Origin of the sequence: Salipiger bermudensis HTCC2601, from assembly GCF_000153725.1 — a bacterium.
In the GTDB taxonomy this organism is placed as follows: domain Bacteria; phylum Pseudomonadota; class Alphaproteobacteria; order Rhodobacterales; family Rhodobacteraceae; genus Salipiger; species Salipiger bermudensis.
The window spans coordinates 3,916,089-3,930,738 of record NZ_DS022276.1 but is presented as its reverse complement, the minus strand read 5'-3'; the positions used below and the strand labels follow the sequence as shown (position 1 = coordinate 3,930,738).

The 14,650-nt window shown below is 65.4% G+C and carries 14 protein-coding genes and 1 pseudogene; 7 read left to right on the top strand and 8 right to left on the bottom strand.

Translation table 11 applies throughout. The features are described 5' to 3' along the window. The 7 genes from R2601_RS18570 to acs all read right to left on the bottom strand — a co-directional run. The coding region (locus R2601_RS18570) for a 3'-5' exonuclease (protein ID WP_007801135.1) at window positions 1-1,203 on the bottom strand (1,203 nt) is incomplete at its 3' end. Continuing rightward, entirely contained in the window at window positions 1,200-1,712 is a 513-nt protein-coding gene (locus tag R2601_RS18565) for a hypothetical protein (protein ID WP_007801134.1), read from the bottom strand. The genes R2601_RS18565 and R2601_RS18570, both read right to left, overlap by 4 nt. Before the next feature lie 25 nt (window positions 1,713-1,737). Then, entirely contained in the window at window positions 1,738-3,561 is a 1,824-nt protein-coding gene (locus R2601_RS18560) for a putative nucleotidyltransferase substrate binding domain-containing protein (RefSeq protein WP_007801133.1), read from the bottom strand. Window positions 3,562-3,673: 112 nt separating this feature from the next. After that, window positions 3,674-5,452, bottom strand: coding sequence for a sodium:solute symporter family protein (locus R2601_RS18555; protein ID WP_007801132.1), 1,779 nt, complete (start codon window positions 5,450-5,452; stop codon window positions 3,674-3,676). A 5-nt stretch (window positions 5,453-5,457) separates the two neighbouring features. Then, window positions 5,458-5,721, bottom strand: a complete 264-nt coding sequence (locus R2601_RS18550) for a DUF4212 domain-containing protein (protein ID WP_007801131.1) — start codon at window positions 5,719-5,721, stop codon at window positions 5,458-5,460. Window positions 5,722-5,790: 69 nt separating this feature from the next. Continuing rightward, window positions 5,791-6,477 (bottom strand): adenylate kinase, encoded by a 687-nt coding sequence (locus R2601_RS18545; protein WP_007801130.1) that lies wholly within the window; start codon window positions 6,475-6,477, stop codon window positions 5,791-5,793. Between the two features lie 6 nt (window positions 6,478-6,483). After that, complete coding sequence (gene acs, locus R2601_RS18540) at window positions 6,484-8,454, bottom strand: acetate--CoA ligase (RefSeq protein WP_007801129.1); 1,971 nt, start codon at window positions 8,452-8,454, stop codon at window positions 6,484-6,486. A gap of 428 nt (window positions 8,455-8,882) precedes the next feature. Here acs and dctP point away from each other — a divergent pair, with 428 nt between their 5' ends. The 5 genes and pseudogenes from dctP to R2601_RS26110 all read left to right on the top strand — a co-directional run bounded on the left by dctP (window position 8,883) and on the right by R2601_RS26110 (window position 12,815). Then, complete coding sequence (gene dctP, locus R2601_RS18535; RefSeq protein WP_007801128.1) at window positions 8,883-9,923, top strand: TRAP transporter substrate-binding protein DctP; 1,041 nt, start codon at window positions 8,883-8,885, stop codon at window positions 9,921-9,923. Window positions 9,924-9,976: 53 nt separating this feature from the next. After that, window positions 9,977-10,608, top strand: a pseudogene (locus R2601_RS18530) (TRAP transporter small permease subunit). Next, the gene (locus tag R2601_RS18525; protein WP_007801124.1) at window positions 10,608-12,005 is read left to right on the top strand and encodes a TRAP transporter large permease; all 1,398 of its coding nucleotides are present in this window, start codon (window positions 10,608-10,610) and stop codon (window positions 12,003-12,005) included. The pseudogene R2601_RS18530 and the gene R2601_RS18525 overlap by 1 nt, the downstream one beginning before the upstream one ends. Window positions 12,006-12,406: 401 nt before the next feature. Beyond that, window positions 12,407-12,595 carry a PLD nuclease N-terminal domain-containing protein gene (locus R2601_RS18520; protein WP_007801122.1) on the top strand — a complete coding sequence of 63 codons (189 nt, stop codon included), beginning with the start codon at window positions 12,407-12,409 and terminating at the stop codon, window positions 12,593-12,595. Window positions 12,596-12,650: 55 nt separating this feature from the next. Further along, window positions 12,651-12,815: a DUF1328 domain-containing protein gene (locus R2601_RS26110; protein WP_007801120.1), complete on the top strand. Its 165-nt coding sequence runs from the start codon at window positions 12,651-12,653 to the stop codon at window positions 12,813-12,815. A 172-nt stretch (window positions 12,816-12,987) separates the two neighbouring features. Here the strand turns inward: R2601_RS26110 and R2601_RS18510 are convergent, their stop codons facing one another. Beyond that, window positions 12,988-13,788 carry a response regulator gene (locus tag R2601_RS18510; protein ID WP_007801118.1) on the bottom strand — a complete coding sequence of 267 codons (801 nt, stop codon included), beginning with the start codon at window positions 13,786-13,788 and terminating at the stop codon, window positions 12,988-12,990. Window positions 13,789-13,903: 115 nt separating this feature from the next. Between R2601_RS18510 and R2601_RS27080 the strand changes: the two genes are divergently transcribed. Beyond that, the gene (locus R2601_RS27080) at window positions 13,904-14,074 is read left to right on the top strand and encodes a NepR family anti-sigma factor (RefSeq protein ID WP_007801116.1); all 171 of its coding nucleotides are present in this window, start codon (window positions 13,904-13,906) and stop codon (window positions 14,072-14,074) included. Next, entirely contained in the window at window positions 14,071-14,625 is a 555-nt protein-coding gene (locus R2601_RS18500; protein ID WP_007801114.1) for an RNA polymerase sigma factor, read from the top strand. Before R2601_RS27080 ends, R2601_RS18500 begins: the two co-directional genes overlap by 4 nt. The last annotated feature ends 25 nt before the right edge of the window (window positions 14,626-14,650 follow it).

Genomic DNA, 14,650 nt, shown 5'->3' with positions numbered 1-14,650 from the left:
AAGCTGGCCCGACAGCACCGCCGAGAGCAGCACCGTGTCGAGGATCGGGTGATCCCACTCGACCCCCATGCGATTGCGGTGGCGGCGGAGGAAGGCCATGTCGAAGGGCGCGTTATGCGCCACGATCACCGAACCCTTGGCGAAGCGGTGAAAGCGCCGCCCGGCCTCGGCGATGTCGGGCTGCCCGCGCACCATGGCGTCGCTCACCTGATGCACCTTGGTCGAGCTGGGCGGGATCGGGATGCCGGGATCGACAAGTTGATCCATCACCTCGCCGGGCACGATGCGCCCGTTCAGCACCCGTACCGCACCGATCTGCACCACCTCGTCCTTGTGCGGCAGGAGCCCCGTGGTTTCGGTGTCGAACACGGTATAGCTGAGCGCCGCGAGCGGCGTCTCCTCGACCGCCTCGGGGGCGTCATGGGTGAGCAGGTCGAAATCATAGACCAGCGGGCGCTCGGCCTCGGGGGCCATGTGGGTCTGGGCGCCGTCGATCACCATCATGTAGCCGCCGCCCTCCATCGGCTTGAGCCGTGCCGAGTAGCTCTGTGCCCCGTCGACGCCCTCGGCCACGAAGCTGACCTCGTGGCCGGTCTTGTGCAGCTGCTTCACCGCCGCGTTGAGCCCCTTGGCCTCGAAGAAATCGGTGAGCGGCGCGTTGAGGCGCGGCACGTGCAGCTGCGCCAGCACCTCCGCTGCCTGACCGTCATAGAGCACGATCTGGCCCCGCGGGTTCACCAGGATCATCGCCACCGGGATCTCGGTCAGAAGCGCGGTGAGGCGCTCCTTCTCATGCGCCAGCCGTTCGGTCTCGAGCGCGATCTTCTGCGCGGTGTCCATGGTGCTGTCGGTGAGCCGCTCCGAGACCGCGTGGGCGGCATGGGCGAGATCGCCGAGATAGCGGGCGGAGGCAAGATCGACCTCGCGGACGACGCCGGCATGGGCGCGCACCCGCATCTCGGCGGCGAGCTTCTCGATCGGCTTGGCGACGTTTTCGTCGAACAGCAGCCAGATCGCGGCGGTCAGCGCGAGCAGGGCCAGCGCCGACAGGATGCCGGCAAAGACGAAGCCGTTGGCCGGGGTGGTGTCGAGCGCGCGGGCGTAGCCGAACCACAGCGCGCCGCCCACCGCCACGCTGCCGCCGAGCCCCAGCAGCACGAAGAACAGGAAGATCCGCAGCCGCAGGCTCAGGGTGGTGATCATGCGGTGCCCTCCGGCGCGGTGCAGACCGCTTTGACAATGGGATCGTCGGCACCGGCCTCGCGCCAGACCGGGTCGCCGCCATCGCCGCCCGCGGGATCGGCGCGGCGGTGGTTGACGCAATCCACCATCATCTCGACCGACTGCACCGGCTGCCAGCGGGCGAAGAAGTAGAGATCGGCGATATACAGCCCCTCGGTCTCGCTATTGGCACGGCGGGTGCCGTGATCGACGGCGATGAAGCGGTCGACCATCGGCGCGGCATAGGTCCAGGGCCGGTAGAAGGCGCGGGCCTCGTGCACCGAGGCTACGGTGAAGCCCTCGGGCAGCGCCTCGGCGGTGCGCCCGTACCAGCCATATTCGCTCGAGATCGTGGTGGCGATCATCGCGACGCCCGCGGCCACCGGCGCCAGCCAGCGCGGCAGGCGGCCGCCGAAGACCTTGTTGAGCAGCATGATGGCCCCGGCACCGGCAAAGCCGGCGACGAAGACCGCGATCAGTTCCAGAAACATCTGTCCTCCTCCCAGAGAGCGGGCCCTAGCCCAGCATGCCGCGCCCGTGCCCGAGGGCCGATTGCAGCGACTTTATCACCACGAAGGCATCCCGCAGATGACTTCGCTCAAAATCCGACAGGTCGGCGGGGGCGAGGTAATTGTCCGGCGCCTCGCCGCGCTTCACCTGTGCCGCCTGATGCTCGAGGCGGGTCTCGGCGATCAGGTCGTAGGCGTCGAGCAGATCCTGCCCGCCCGAGCCCGAGAGCTTGCCCGCCGCTACCGCCGCCTCGAGCCGGGCGCGGGTGTTGACCTCTGCAAGCTGGCCCTGCAGCGCGTAGACCCGTGCCAGATCGACCACCGGCACCACGCCGTTATGCTTGAGATCGACCGTGTTCTTGTGCTCGCCCGAGCGGATCGTGGCAAAGCCGCGCAGCAGGCCCAGCGGCGGTGTATGCTTGAGCGAGTTCGAGATCATGTGCGCCACGAAGATCGAGTTCTTCGCCGCCGCCGCCAGCGTCTCGGCCTGCAGTTCCTCGTAGAGCGATTTGGTGCCGCCGATGGGGCGCAGGTCGAACATCACCGAGGCCAGCATCTGCGCCTTGGGGTCGGGCTTCTTGATCCAGTTGGTGAAATACTGCCGCCAGGTGCCGATGCGCTGGCACCATTGCGGGTTGGTCGCCATCATGTCGCCGGGGCAATAGTAATAGCCCGCCACGTCGAGCCCGTCGCTGACGAATTTCGCCAGCTCGGCGAAGTAGCGCATGTCGTCCTCGGTGGCGGCGTTGTCGAGGAACAGGCAGTTGTCCTGATCCGAGATGCCGGTCTGCTCCTGCCGCCCCTGCGAGCCGCAGGCCAGCCACAGATAGGGCACCGGGGCGGCGCCAAGCGTCTCTTCCCCAAGCGCCAGCAACCGGCGGGTGGCGGTGTCGGCGATGTCGGTGATCAGCCGCGTCACCACCTCGTGTCGGTTGCCGCTGGCCACGAGCTGCGCCAGCAGCTGCGGGATGCGCGCGGTGATCTCGGCCATGCGGGCGGGGTTCTCGGCACGGGCGATCTCGGCCACCAGCTCGGCGGAGCTGACCGCCTGGAAGCGGGTGAGGTCAGTCTGGGTGACCATGCCCACGAGCCTTCCGCCCTCGCTCACCGGCACGTGGCCGACATTGCGCTCCATCATCATGTGCAGCACGTCCGAGCCGATGGCCGAAGGCGGCAGGGTCATGGGATCGGCGGTCATCACCTGGGCGAGCGGCGTGTCGAAGGGCAGGCCGGCGCCCACCACCTTGCCCGAGACGTCGCGGATGGTGAGGATGCCGAGCAGCCGCTCGCCCTCGGTCACGCAGACCGAGGAGACATGGCGCTCGGCCATCGCCTTGGCGGCCTGCTGCACCGTGGCAGAGGGGGGCAGGGTGAGTGGCTTCGGCGCCATCAGCGTCTCGACCCGGCTGTGGGCGAGGTCGGTCTTGCGCGGCTTGGCCCCGCGCGAGCGGTCGAAGAAGCGCTTCGAGGCTGGGTGCTCTCGCACCAGCTCGTTGAAGGCATAGACCGGCAGCATGAAGAGCAGCGTCTCCTCGACCGTGCGGGCCGAGGTGGCGGCGATGCCGTCGCGCGCCAGCCCGCGCTCGCCGAAGGAGTTGCGCGGCCCGAGCAGCGAGACAACGACGTCGTTCTCGTCGCGGATCTCCACTTGGCCGGAATGGATCAGGTAGAGCCCCTCGAGCGGGTGGCCGTAGGCATAGATCGGCTCGCCCGCCGGAAGGCGGCGCTGCACGAATTGCGGCACCAGGCTTTCCAGCGCATCGGCCTCGAGCGCGTCATACGGGGGGACGCCGCTGAGGAAGCGGAGCAGCTCTTCGGGTGCGATCGGCATGGCGGCTCTCCCGGTCAGGCGGAACGGTGGAAACGAAAATCCCGCCCCGGAGTAGCGCGGGACGGGATGAAAGGGTAGGGGAAAGGCCGCCTCGCGGCCTGACCCGTGCAGCTTAGTGGTCCTGGGCTGCGCCCGCGCCACGCGGCACGCGCACGCTTTCCACCAGCTCGCTGATCTCCTGCGGGATAGGTGCGGTCATCTTCGACACGGTGAAGGCCACCGCGAAGTTGATCATCGCGCCCACCGCGCCGAACGAGGTCGACTTGATGGTGCCGAGCAGCGGATCCGCATCGGTGAAGGAGTTGGTGCCCGAGATGAAGAACCAGCCCTTGTGCAGGAAGATGTAGACCAGGGTCACGATGAGGCCTGCCAGCATGCCGGCCACGGCGCCCTTGTTGTTCACCTTGGTGAAGATGCCCATCATCAGGACCGGGAAGATCGACGCCGCCGCGAGGCCGAAGGCCAGAGCCACGGTCTGCGCCGCGAAGCCCGGCGGGTTGAGGCCCAGATAGGTCGCCACCGCGATGGCCACGGCCATTGCGACACGTGCCGACATCAGTTCGCCCTTTTCCGAGATGTTCGGATTGAACTGGCCCTTGATGAGGTCGTGGCTGACCGCCGAGGAAATGGCGAGCAGAAGACCGGCAGCGGTGGAGAGCGCGGCGGCAAGGCCACCGGCGGCCACCAGGCCGATCACCCAGCCCGGAAGGTTGGCGATCTCGGGGTTGGCAAGCACGAGGATGTCACGGTTGAAGTTGGTAAGCTCGTTGCCTTCCCAGCCTTCTGCCGCGGCACGCTCGGCCATCGCGTCGGAGGCATCGTTGTAGTACTGGATGCGGCCGTCGCCGTTCTTGTCTTCCCAGCCCAGAAGGCCGGTCTGCTGCCAGGTCTGCATCCAGTCATAGGTTGCATCGCTTTCGATCTGCTCGAGCGACACGGCCTGACCCTCGACACCTTCCGGCCAGAACTGCTGGGTGATGTTGAGGCGCGCCATGGCACCCACCGCCGGGGCGGTCAGGTAGAGCAGGGCGATGAAGACCAGCGCCCAGCCGGCGGACCAGCGTGCGTCGGCCACCTTCGGCACGGTGAAGAAGCGCATGATAACGTGCGGCAGACCGGCGGTGCCGATCATCAGCGACAGGGTGAAGAGCACCATGTTGAAGGTGTCACCATTGTGCGCGGTATACTCGGCAAAGCCGAGATCGGTCACGATTCCGTCGAGGGTCGCCAGCAGCGGCTCGCCCGAGGAGGTGTCGCCGAACAGGCCGAGGGCCGGGATCGGGTTGCCGGTGAGCTGCAGCGAGATGAAGATCGCCGGGATGGTGTAGGCGAGGATCAGCACGCAGTACTGCGCCACCTGGGTGTAGGTCACGCCCTTCATGCCGCCGAACACCGCGTAGGCGAAGACGATCACGGCACCGATCAGCAGGCCGGTGGTGCTGTCGACCTCGAGGAAGCGGCCGAAGGCAACGCCCACGCCGGTCATCTGGCCGATCACGTAGGTGGTCGAGGCGATGATCAGGCAGATCACGGCCACCAGGCGCGCGGTCGGGCTGTAGAAGCGGTCGCCGATGAACTCCGAAACGGTGAACTTGCCGAACTTGCGCAGGTAGGGCGCAAGCAGCAACGCCAGCAGCACGTAGCCGCCGGTCCAGCCCATCAGGAAGGAAGAGTTGTCATAGCCGACGAAGGCGATGAGGCCCGCCATCGAGATGAACGAGGCTGCCGACATCCAGTCGGCGGCGGTCGCCATGCCGTTGGTGACCGGGTGCACGCCGCGGCCGGCGGCGTAGAATTCCGACGTGGAGCCCGCGCGGGCCCAGATCGCGATGCCGATGTAGAGCGCAAAGGACGCGCCCACGAACAGCAGGTTGATGGTAAACTGATCCATGAGCCTTACTCCTCGTCCACGCCGTGCTCTTTATCGAGCTTGTTCATCCGGAAGGCGTAGAAGAAGATCAGCGCCAGGAAGACCAGGATGCTGCCCTGCTGGGCAAACCAGAAGCCCAGGTCGGTGCCGCCCACCGTGATGCCCGAGAGCATCGGGCGCAGCAGGATGCCGAAGCCGAACGAGCAGATCGCCCAGATGATGAGGCTTACGATGATGATGCGCAGGTTGGCCTTCCAATAGGCCTCGCCGCTCGATGTATGATCCGCCATGAGCGGGTCCCTCCTCTCCTTGATATCTTGTGGCCGCCCCCGTCCCGAGGCGCGGCCCTGCGGCGGCCCTCAGCGGGCCGTCGCGTCCTCCACGATCGCGCCGAGATCGGCGGCGATCTTGTCGATGGCACCCATCGCGTCGATCCGCGTGAGTGCGCCTTTCTCCTCGTAATAGCCGATCAGCGGCGCGGTCTGGGCGTGATACGCCTCGAGCCGGCTGGCCACGGTCTCTGCCTTGTCGTCGGCGCGCCGCTTCATCTCGGTGCCGCCGCACTTGTCGCAGACACCGGCCATGGCGGGCTGCTTGAAGCTGTCGTGATAGCCCTCGCCGCAATTGCCGCAGGTGTAGCGGCCCGAGATCCGGGTCACCATCGCGGCGTCGTCCACCTCGAGGCTGATCGCGGCGTCGATCTGCTGGTTGCTCTCGGCGAGCAGCCGGTCGAGCGCCTCGGCCTGGACCGTGGTGCGCGGAAAGCCGTCGAGGATCACGCCCTTGGCGCAATCGGGCTCGGCGAGCCGGTCGCGCAGGATGGCGATGACGATCTCGTCCGAGACCAGCCCCCCGGCCTCCATGACGGCCTTGGCCTGCTTGCCGGCCTCGGTGCCCTGCGCCACCGCGGCGCGGAGCAGGTCACCGGTCGAGAGCTGCACGAGGCCGAACGTATCCTCGAGCATGCGCGCCTGCGTGCCTTTCCCGGCCCCCGGAGGGCCGAGAAGGATGAGCACGGGGGCGGCGGTGATGGTTTGTCCGTCCATCTCAGATCATCCCTTGTTCGCGCGGTTTTCGATGAGGTCGTCGACGACGGAGGGGTCGGCGAGTGTGGAGGTGTCGCCGAGGGCGCCGTAGTCGTTCTCGGCGATCTTGCGCAGGATGCGGCGCATGATCTTGCCCGAGCGCGTCTTGGGCAGGCCCGGCGCCCACTGGATCAGGTCCGGCGAGGCGATCGGGCCGATCTCGGTGCGGACCCAGGTGCGCAGCTCCTTCTTGAGCTCCTCGGACGGCTCGACCTCGTTCATCAGCGTGACGTAGCAGTAGATGCCCTGGCCCTTCACCGGGTGCGGGTAGCCCACCACCGCCGCCTCGGCGACCTTGGCATGGGCGACCAGCGCCGATTCGACTTCCGCCGTGCCCATGCGGTGGCCCGAGACGTTGATCACGTCGTCGACGCGGCCGGTGATCCAGTAATCGCCACCCTCGTCGACGCGGCAGCCGTCGCCGGAGAAATAGTAGCCTTTATATTGCTGGAAATAGGTCTGCTCGAAGCGCTCGTGATCGCCCCAGACGGTGCGCATCTGCCCCGGCCAGCTGTCGGCGATCGCCAGAACGCCCTCGGTCGGGACGTCGTGGATCTCCTCTCCGGAGCTGGGCTCGAGCACCACCGGCTTGACGCCGAAGAACGGCTTCATCGCCGAGCCGGGCTTGAGCGCGTGGGCGCCGGGCAGGGGGGTCATCAGGTGGCCGCCGGTCTCGGTCTGCCACCAGGTGTCGACGATCGGGCATTTTCCCTTGCCGATCTTGTCATTGTACCAGTTCCAGGCCTCGGGGTTGATGGGCTCGCCGACGGTGCCGAGCAGCTTGAGAGAGCTCAGGTCGCACTTGTCGACGAAGCCGTCGCCCTGGCCCATCAGCGCCCGCAGCGCGGTCGGCGCCGTGTAGAACTGGTTGACCTTGTGCTTGTCGCAAACCTCCCAGAAGCGGCTGGCGTCGGGATAGGTCGGCACGCCCTCGAACATCAGCGTGGTGGCGCCGTTGGCAAGCGGCCCGTAGACGATGTAGCTGTGGCCGGTGACCCAGCCCACGTCGGCGGTGCACCAGTAGACGTCGCCGTCGTGGTAATCGAACACAACCTCGTGGGTGAGGGCGGCGTAAACCAGATATCCACCACTTGCGTGCACAACCCCCTTGGGCTTTCCGGTGGAGCCCGAGGTGTAGAGGATGAAGAGCGGGTCTTCGGCGTTCATCGGGCGCGGCGGGCAGTCGGGGGCGGCGTGCTCCATGAGGTAGTTGAGGTCGACATCGCGGCCCTGGATCCAGCTGGTCTGGTCGCCGGTATGCTTGACCACCAGGCAGCGGACCTTGTCCGAGCAGTGCAGGAGGGCTGCGTCGGTGTTGGACTTGAGCGCGGTCTTGCGGCCGCCGCGGGGGGCGGTGTCGGCGGTGATGACGATCTTGGCGCCGCAATCGTTGATGCGGTTGGCCAGCGCGTCGGGCGAGAAGCCGGCGAAGACGATGGAATGGATGGCGCCGATGCGGGCGCAGGCCAGCATGGCATAGGCGGCCTCTGGGATCATCGGCAGGTAGATCACCACGCGGTCGCCGCGCATCACGCCCTGGCTGAGCAGGACGTTGGCCATGCGGTTCACCTTGTCGTAGAGCTCGGCATAGGTGATGTGCTGGGCGGGATCCTCGGGGTTGTCGGGCTCGAAGATGATCGCGGTCTGGTTGGCGCGGGTCTTCAGGTGGCGGTCGACGCAGTTATAGGCGACGTTGAGCACGCCGTCCTCGAACCACTTGATATCGACGCGGCCGAACTCGAAGCTGGTGTTCTTGATCCTGGTCGGCCGGGCCATCCAGTCGAGCCGCTGTGCCTCGTCGGCCCAGAACCCCTCCGGGTCGCTGATCGAGCGGGCATACATCTCGTCATACTTGGCAGCGTCCACATGTGCGTTTCTGACGAAGTCGGGCGAAGGCGGGTAGGTGCCGGCAGCGGCGGTTTGGGCATCGTCTTTCATGGAGATCCTCCCTAGATCCGTATTTCCAGAACGCCGCACTGCGGCATTTCCCATCCCTGTGCCGATCATACGCGAGACCGAAAAGAAATAAATAAGTAACAGAAAACACAGCTTTTATTTGTAAAATATTTTCGTTAGCGCGAGGCTTGCTGTAAATTACTTCGCAAAACTCAAGGAATTTGCCCTAGTTTCAACGGGCTCGTGTTGACCCTATGTAAAGCATGTTTCAGCAAGAGCGCGCCGGATCGGTTCGCCCATAGGGTGTGACAAATTGTTCCTGTATGCCTTTGCATACAGATCTGGACCGGAAGCCGGGGCCACAGCGCACGGATCGAGTCGGCCAATCGGCTTGCGTCATGCGCTTGATGCTCTAACCTCCCGCGCCAAGGCGGCTGGAGGGCCGCCGACCAACGGGAGGAAAATACCAAATGAAGAAGACCACGATGACGCTGTGCGTCTCCGCGCTGACCCTTGCCTTCGCCACCGAGGCGATGGCGACCGAATGGAACGTGTCGGTCTGGGGCAAGCGCCGCGCCTTCACCGAGCATCTGCACAAGCTTGCAGAGCTGGTCGAGGAGAAGACGAACGGCGAGTTCACCATGAACATCTCGTATGGCGGCCTGTCCAAGAACACCGAAAATCTCGACGGCATCTCGATCGGCGCCTTCGAGGTTGCCCAGTTCTGCGCCGGCTACCACGCTGATAAGAACCGCGCGATCACCGTTCTCGAGCTTCCCTTCCTCGGTGTCTCCAATCTCGACGAGGAGGTGGCGGTGAGCCACGCGGTCTACGACCATCCGGCGGTGGCCGACGAGATGGCGCAGTGGAACGCGCGCATGCTGATGACCAGCCCCATGCCGCAATACAACCTCGTCGGCACCGGCGAGCCGCGCGACGAGCTTTCGAAGTTCGACGGCATGCGTGTGCGCGCCACCGGCGGGCTGGGCCGCGCCTTCGAAGCGGTGGGCGGCGTGCCCACCTCGGTGACCTCGTCCGAGGCCTACCAGGCGATGGAATCCGGCGTCGTCGACACCGTGGCCTTCGCGCAGCACGCGCATCTTTCGTTCGGCACTATCAACGAGGCCGACTGGTGGACCGCCAACCTCAACCCCGGCACGGTGAACTGCCCGGTGGTGGTGAACATCGACGCCTATGACGCACTCTCGGATGAAGAACGCGAGGCGCTCGACAGCTCGGTGCCGGAGGCCATCGACTATTATCTCGAGAACTACGGCGAGCTGCTGGCGCGCTGGGACGAGGTGCTGGCCGAGAAAGACGTCGAGAAGGTGATGATCTCGGACGCGCAACTGGCCGAGTTCAAGGAGGTCGCCATGCCGATCCACCAGCAGTGGATCGACGATATGACCTCGCAGGGCCTGCCTGGGCAGGAGCTCTATGATCTGGTGAACGACACGCTCGAAGGAGACGCGCGCGTCGAACTGAGCCGATCCGCCCGTCGGACGGGGTGATCCTGTCGCCCCCGATCGCGATCCCGGGGCCTCTCACTCTGAAAGGTGCTGCGATGGCTGGTTCCTCCGCCGTGCTGAGCGACACATCACGCTCAGCCGTCTCGACCGCGGATTGCTGAAGCTCGAAACGGTGTTTGCCTTCCTCTCGGGCCTTGGGGCCTTTGCTCTGATGATGCTCGCCGTGGTCTCGGTGAGCGGGCGCAATCTCTTCAACGAGCCGCTGCGCGGCTATGTCGACTGGATCGAGACGGCGATGCCGCTGATCGCGATCCTCGGCATTTCCTACGTGCAGCGGCAGGGCGGTCACATCCGCATGGATATTGTCGTGGGCAAGCTCAGGGGCAGGGCGCTCTGGGCCGCGGAATGGCTGACTACCTTCGGGATCCTTGTGCTGATCGTGGCGCTGGTCTGGGGCTCCTGGGCGCATTTCGACCGCAGCTTCGACATGACGCGGCCAATGTGGTCGCGCGACAGCACCATCGACATCGGCCTCCCGCTGTGGCCGGCCAAGCTGATCGTGCCGGTGGCGTTTACCGTGATGAGCCTGCGGCTGCTGCTGCAACTCTGGGGCTACACACGGGCGCTGGTGATGGGGCTCGAGCATCCGGTGGCGGTGCCGCTGGTGCAGAGCGTCGCTGAACAGGCGGCCGAGGAAGCCGCGCATATCCAGGGGCATGACGACTGATGGACACGATTGAAATCGGCCTGTGGGTCACCGGTGGGATGCTGGTGATGGTGGTGCTGGGCATGCGCGTGGCCTTTGCCGCGGGGCTTGCCGGGCTTGTGGGGCTGGTCTGGATCTTCTGGGACAAGCGCAGCTACGATCCCGAGATGCTGGGCTGGGCGATCGGCGTTGCGGTCAAGACCGCCGGGCAGATCCCGCATGGCAAGGTCGCCAACCAGGCGCTGAGCCTGATCCCGACCTTCATCCTGATCGGCTACCTGGCCTATTACGCCGGGCTCACCAAGGCGCTCTTCGAAGCGGCCAAGCGCTGGATGGCCTGGGTGCCGGGCGGTCTCGCGGTCTCGACCGTGTTCGCCACGGCGGGCTTCGCGGCGGTGTCCGGCGCCTCGGTCGCGACCTCGGCGGTCTTCGCCCGCATCGCGATCCCCGAGATGCTCAAGATCGGCTACGACAAGCGCTTCGCGGCGGGCGTGGTGGCGGCCGGCGGCACGCTGGCCTCGCTGATCCCGCCCTCGGCAATCCTTGTCATCTACGCCATCATCGTCGAGCAGGATGTGGGCAAGCTGCTGCTGGCGGGCTTCATCCCCGGCGCCTTCTCGGCGGTGGTCTACGGCACGCTGATCATCGGCCTCGCGCTGACCATCAAGGGATTCGGGCCGCCGGTGCGGGGCTTCACATGGGGGCAGCGCTTTGCCGCGCTGCCGCCGGCGCTGCCCATCGTGGCGGTGGTCGTGATCATCATCTTCTTCGTGTACAACCCGTTCGGCGACGCTTGGGGCACGCCGACCGAGGGCGGCGCGGTGGGAGCGTTCATCGTCTTCCTGATGGCGCTGCTGCACGGCATGCGGGGGGCCGAGCTGAAGGACGCGCTGATCGAGACGGCGAAGCTGTCGATCATGATCTTCACCATCATCTGGGGGGTGCTGATCTACGTGCGCTTCCTCGGCTTCGCGGACCTGCCTTCGGCCTTCGCCGACTGGATCTCGTCGCTGCAATACCCGCCGATGATGATCCTGATCTGCATCCTGCTGGCCTACGCGGTGCTGGGCATGTTCATGGATGCCATCGGCATGCTGCTGCTGACCCTGCCGGTCGTCTACCCGGCGGTGATGGCGCTCAATGGCGGCGAGACCGTCTCGGCGGCAGAGAGCACCTTCGGCATGTCGGGCGAGATGTGCGCGATCTGGTTTGGCATTCTCGTGGTGAAGATGGCAGAGTTCTGCCTCATCACGCCGCCCATCGGGCTCAACTGCTTCGTGGTGGCGGGGGTGCGGCCCGATCTCAGCGTGCAGGACGTGTTCCGGGGCGTGACGCCGTTCTTCATCGCCGACGCGGTGACCATCGGGCTGCTGGTGGCCTTCCCGTCCATCGTGCTCTGGCTGCCCTCGCTGGCATGAAGCGCTCCGCGCGCGGCCCCATCCGCCCGCACGGATGTCTTCGGAAATGAGAGCGGCGCCGCCCGGGAGGTCCGGGCGGCGCCGTTTTCCTTGGCCGGGTTCGGAAGAGGCGGCCTGAAGGGATCTGCCCCAAGGGAAGGGCTGACCTCAGCTTGGGCGATCCGGGTCCGGTAGGGAATTCTTAAGTTCTAAGAGCGCGTGCCGCAGTGCGCGGTGCCGCGGCGGAACCATTTTCATCAATTGCGCGTTAACCGTGCAGAATGACCGGACGGCACCGCCTCCGGAGACAACAGACCAGTGGAAGACCTGATCTCTCGGAGCGGTGTGCTCCGGCGGAGGCCCTGCGGCGCCGCTCAGGTGGATTGTGTCTTCCGCACCCGATACGCAAAGGAGACTTCATCATGGAATTCGCAGGCATTGGCGGCTTCATCATCCTCGTGCTCGACATCTGGGCCATCGTCTCGATCCTCAGCTCGGGCGCCAGCACCGGCTCGAAAGTGTTGTGGACGCTGCTCGTTCTCATCCTGCCGGTCCTCGGCTTCATCATCTGGCTGATCGCCGGCCCGAAATCGTCGCGCGCCACGGTTTGATCGCCACGCTTTAATCTTCACGTAACCGACTGACATCCCATCGGAGGAACCTGTCATGCTTTACTGGGCCATTTTGTTCTTCGTCGTCGCCATCGTTGCCGCCGTGTTCGGCTTCGGGGGCATCGCATCCGCATCCGCGGGCATCGCACAGGTGCTGTTCTTCATCTTCCTCGTGCTGTTCGTCGTCGCGCTTATCATGAAGTTCGTCCGCAAGGCCTGACGCTTCTGCGCAGACAGCAGCCGGACACGACGATCGCCGCCGTGCCTCCCACGGGCGCGGCGGCTTTTTGCGGCCCGCAGCCGAGGAGCCTTCGGGCGGGCAGGGTGCCAGACAAAGAAAGCGCGCCACGAGGGCGCGCTTTCGACAAGGCCGGAGAGAGACGTGAGAGGCGTCAGGCCTTGAGCGTTTCGGTCGACGAGAAGAACATCGCCTGGCTGACCGCCGAACGGACCTGATCTTCGGAATAGGGTTTGGAGATCAGGAAGGCCGGCTCGGGCCGCTCGCCGGTGAGGAGACGTTCGGGGAAGGCGGTGATGAAGATCACCGGGCGCTCGCCCAGCTCCTTGAGGATGTCGTTGACCGCGTCGATGCCCGACGAGTTGTCGGCCAGCTGGATGTCGGCCAGCACCAGGTCGGGAACTTCCTGCTTGGCAAGGTCGATGGCGGCGTCGCGGGTGCGCGCCACTCCGGTCACGCGGTGGCCCAGATCGGCAACGATGCTCTCGAGGTCCATTGCGATGATTGCCTCGTCTTCGATGATCAGCACGCGGCCGGACACCGCGTCGGCCATCTCCTGGCGCGCCAGAACCACGAGCTGCTCCGCCTCGCTGGTCTCGATCTGCATGATCTCGGCCAGTTCGGAGATCGAGAATTCCTCGATCGTGTGCAGCAGAAGCGCCTCGCGGCTGTTGGTGGTCAGCTTCGACAGGCGGTCATGCGCCTTCGCGAGGGCGCCGGTGTTCTCTTCGACAACCGGTGCGCCGGTGCTGACCCAGATGCCGTGGAACACCTTGAACAGTCCGACCTTGGGCGAGCTGGCATCAGAGGCGGCACTGCGATCGGTCAGGATTGCCTCGAGCGTGGCGGCGGCATAGTTGTCGCCGGTGGTCTGGCTGCCGGTCAGCGCGCGCGCGTAGCGGCGAAGATAAGGAAGCGCTGCTCCGATGGCCTGGCTCAGGTCGCCTTTTGACATATCGAACGTCCTTTTTTTCGATTTTTTCGGGAACCAAACGCCTGATTGCTGCATTGGTTCCAGCAAGAGCTTAAAATAATGCACGGCGCGTCAGAGAAAAAAGAGCAAGGATCAAATGGGTCATACGCGGAGAAACGACAAAGAGGCCGAGGTCATCGACGAGAATTTGCGTCGGGTCTACCAGGACATGCTGGACGAGAAGGTTCCGGACCGTTTCCTTGACCTCATCGCACAGCTAAAGTCACAGGACGATGACGGAAGCGCCACCGGCGGAGACGCTAAATGAGCGATGATCCCCGGGACGAGCTCGTTGAGCACCTGCCCGCCCTCAGGGCGTTTGCCCTGTCGCTGACGCGCAATGGTGCGGTCGCTGACGACATGGTTCAGGACACGCTGGTCAAGGCGTGGTCCAACATTTCCAGCTTCGAGCCCGGCACGAACATGCGGGCGTGGCTGTTTACCATCCTGCGCAACACGTATTACTCGAACCGGCGCAAGGCCGGGCGCGAGGTCTCGGACGCGGAGGGTGTCTTCACCGAGAGTCTGTCGGAGAAGCCTGCCCATGACGGTCGCCTCCAGATGGCGGATTTCCGACGCGCCTTCGTGCAACTGACCGACGAACAGCGCGAGGCGCTGATCCTTGTCGGCGCCCAAGGTTTCTCCTACGAAGACGCGGCAGAAACCTGCGGCGTTGCCGTCGGCACCATCAAGAGCCGCGTCAACCGTGCCCGTGCCCGACTTGGCGAATTGCTCAAGCTCGATGATGACGACAATCTCGAGATGACCGACCAGGCAACGATGGCGGTGGTGACGGGCGCGCGCCCCGCTGCGCGATAAACCGATAATCTCCCGGCCGGAGAGT

Bases quoted from the DNA above. Each gene is read 5' to 3' on its own strand.
- R2601_RS18500 (WP_007801114.1), top strand. From the start codon at position 14,071: ATGAGCGATGATCCCCGGGACGAGCTCGTTGAGCACCTGCCCGCCCTC.
- R2601_RS18550 (WP_007801131.1), bottom strand. From the start codon at position 5,721: ATGGCGGATCATACATCGAGCGGCGAGGCCTATTGGAAGGCCAACCTG.
- R2601_RS26110 (WP_007801120.1), top strand. From the start codon at position 12,651: ATGCTTTACTGGGCCATTTTGTTCTTCGTCGTCGCCATCGTTGCCGCC.
- acs (WP_007801129.1), bottom strand. From the start codon at position 8,454: ATGAAAGACGATGCCCAAACCGCCGCTGCCGGCACCTACCCGCCTTCG.
- R2601_RS18525 (WP_007801124.1), top strand. From the start codon at position 10,608: ATGGACACGATTGAAATCGGCCTGTGGGTCACCGGTGGGATGCTGGTG.
- R2601_RS18510 (WP_007801118.1), bottom strand. From the start codon at position 13,788: ATGTCAAAAGGCGACCTGAGCCAGGCCATCGGAGCAGCGCTTCCTTAT.
- R2601_RS18555 (WP_007801132.1), bottom strand. From the start codon at position 5,452: ATGGATCAGTTTACCATCAACCTGCTGTTCGTGGGCGCGTCCTTTGCG.
- R2601_RS18565 (WP_007801134.1), bottom strand. From the start codon at position 1,712: ATGTTTCTGGAACTGATCGCGGTCTTCGTCGCCGGCTTTGCCGGTGCC.
- R2601_RS18520 (WP_007801122.1), top strand. From the start codon at position 12,407: ATGGAATTCGCAGGCATTGGCGGCTTCATCATCCTCGTGCTCGACATC.
- R2601_RS18545 (WP_007801130.1), bottom strand. From the start codon at position 6,477: ATGGACGGACAAACCATCACCGCCGCCCCCGTGCTCATCCTTCTCGGC.
- R2601_RS18560 (WP_007801133.1), bottom strand. From the start codon at position 3,561: ATGCCGATCGCACCCGAAGAGCTGCTCCGCTTCCTCAGCGGCGTCCCC.
- R2601_RS27080 (WP_007801116.1), top strand. From the start codon at position 13,904: ATGGGTCATACGCGGAGAAACGACAAAGAGGCCGAGGTCATCGACGAG.
- dctP (WP_007801128.1), top strand. From the start codon at position 8,883: ATGAAGAAGACCACGATGACGCTGTGCGTCTCCGCGCTGACCCTTGCC.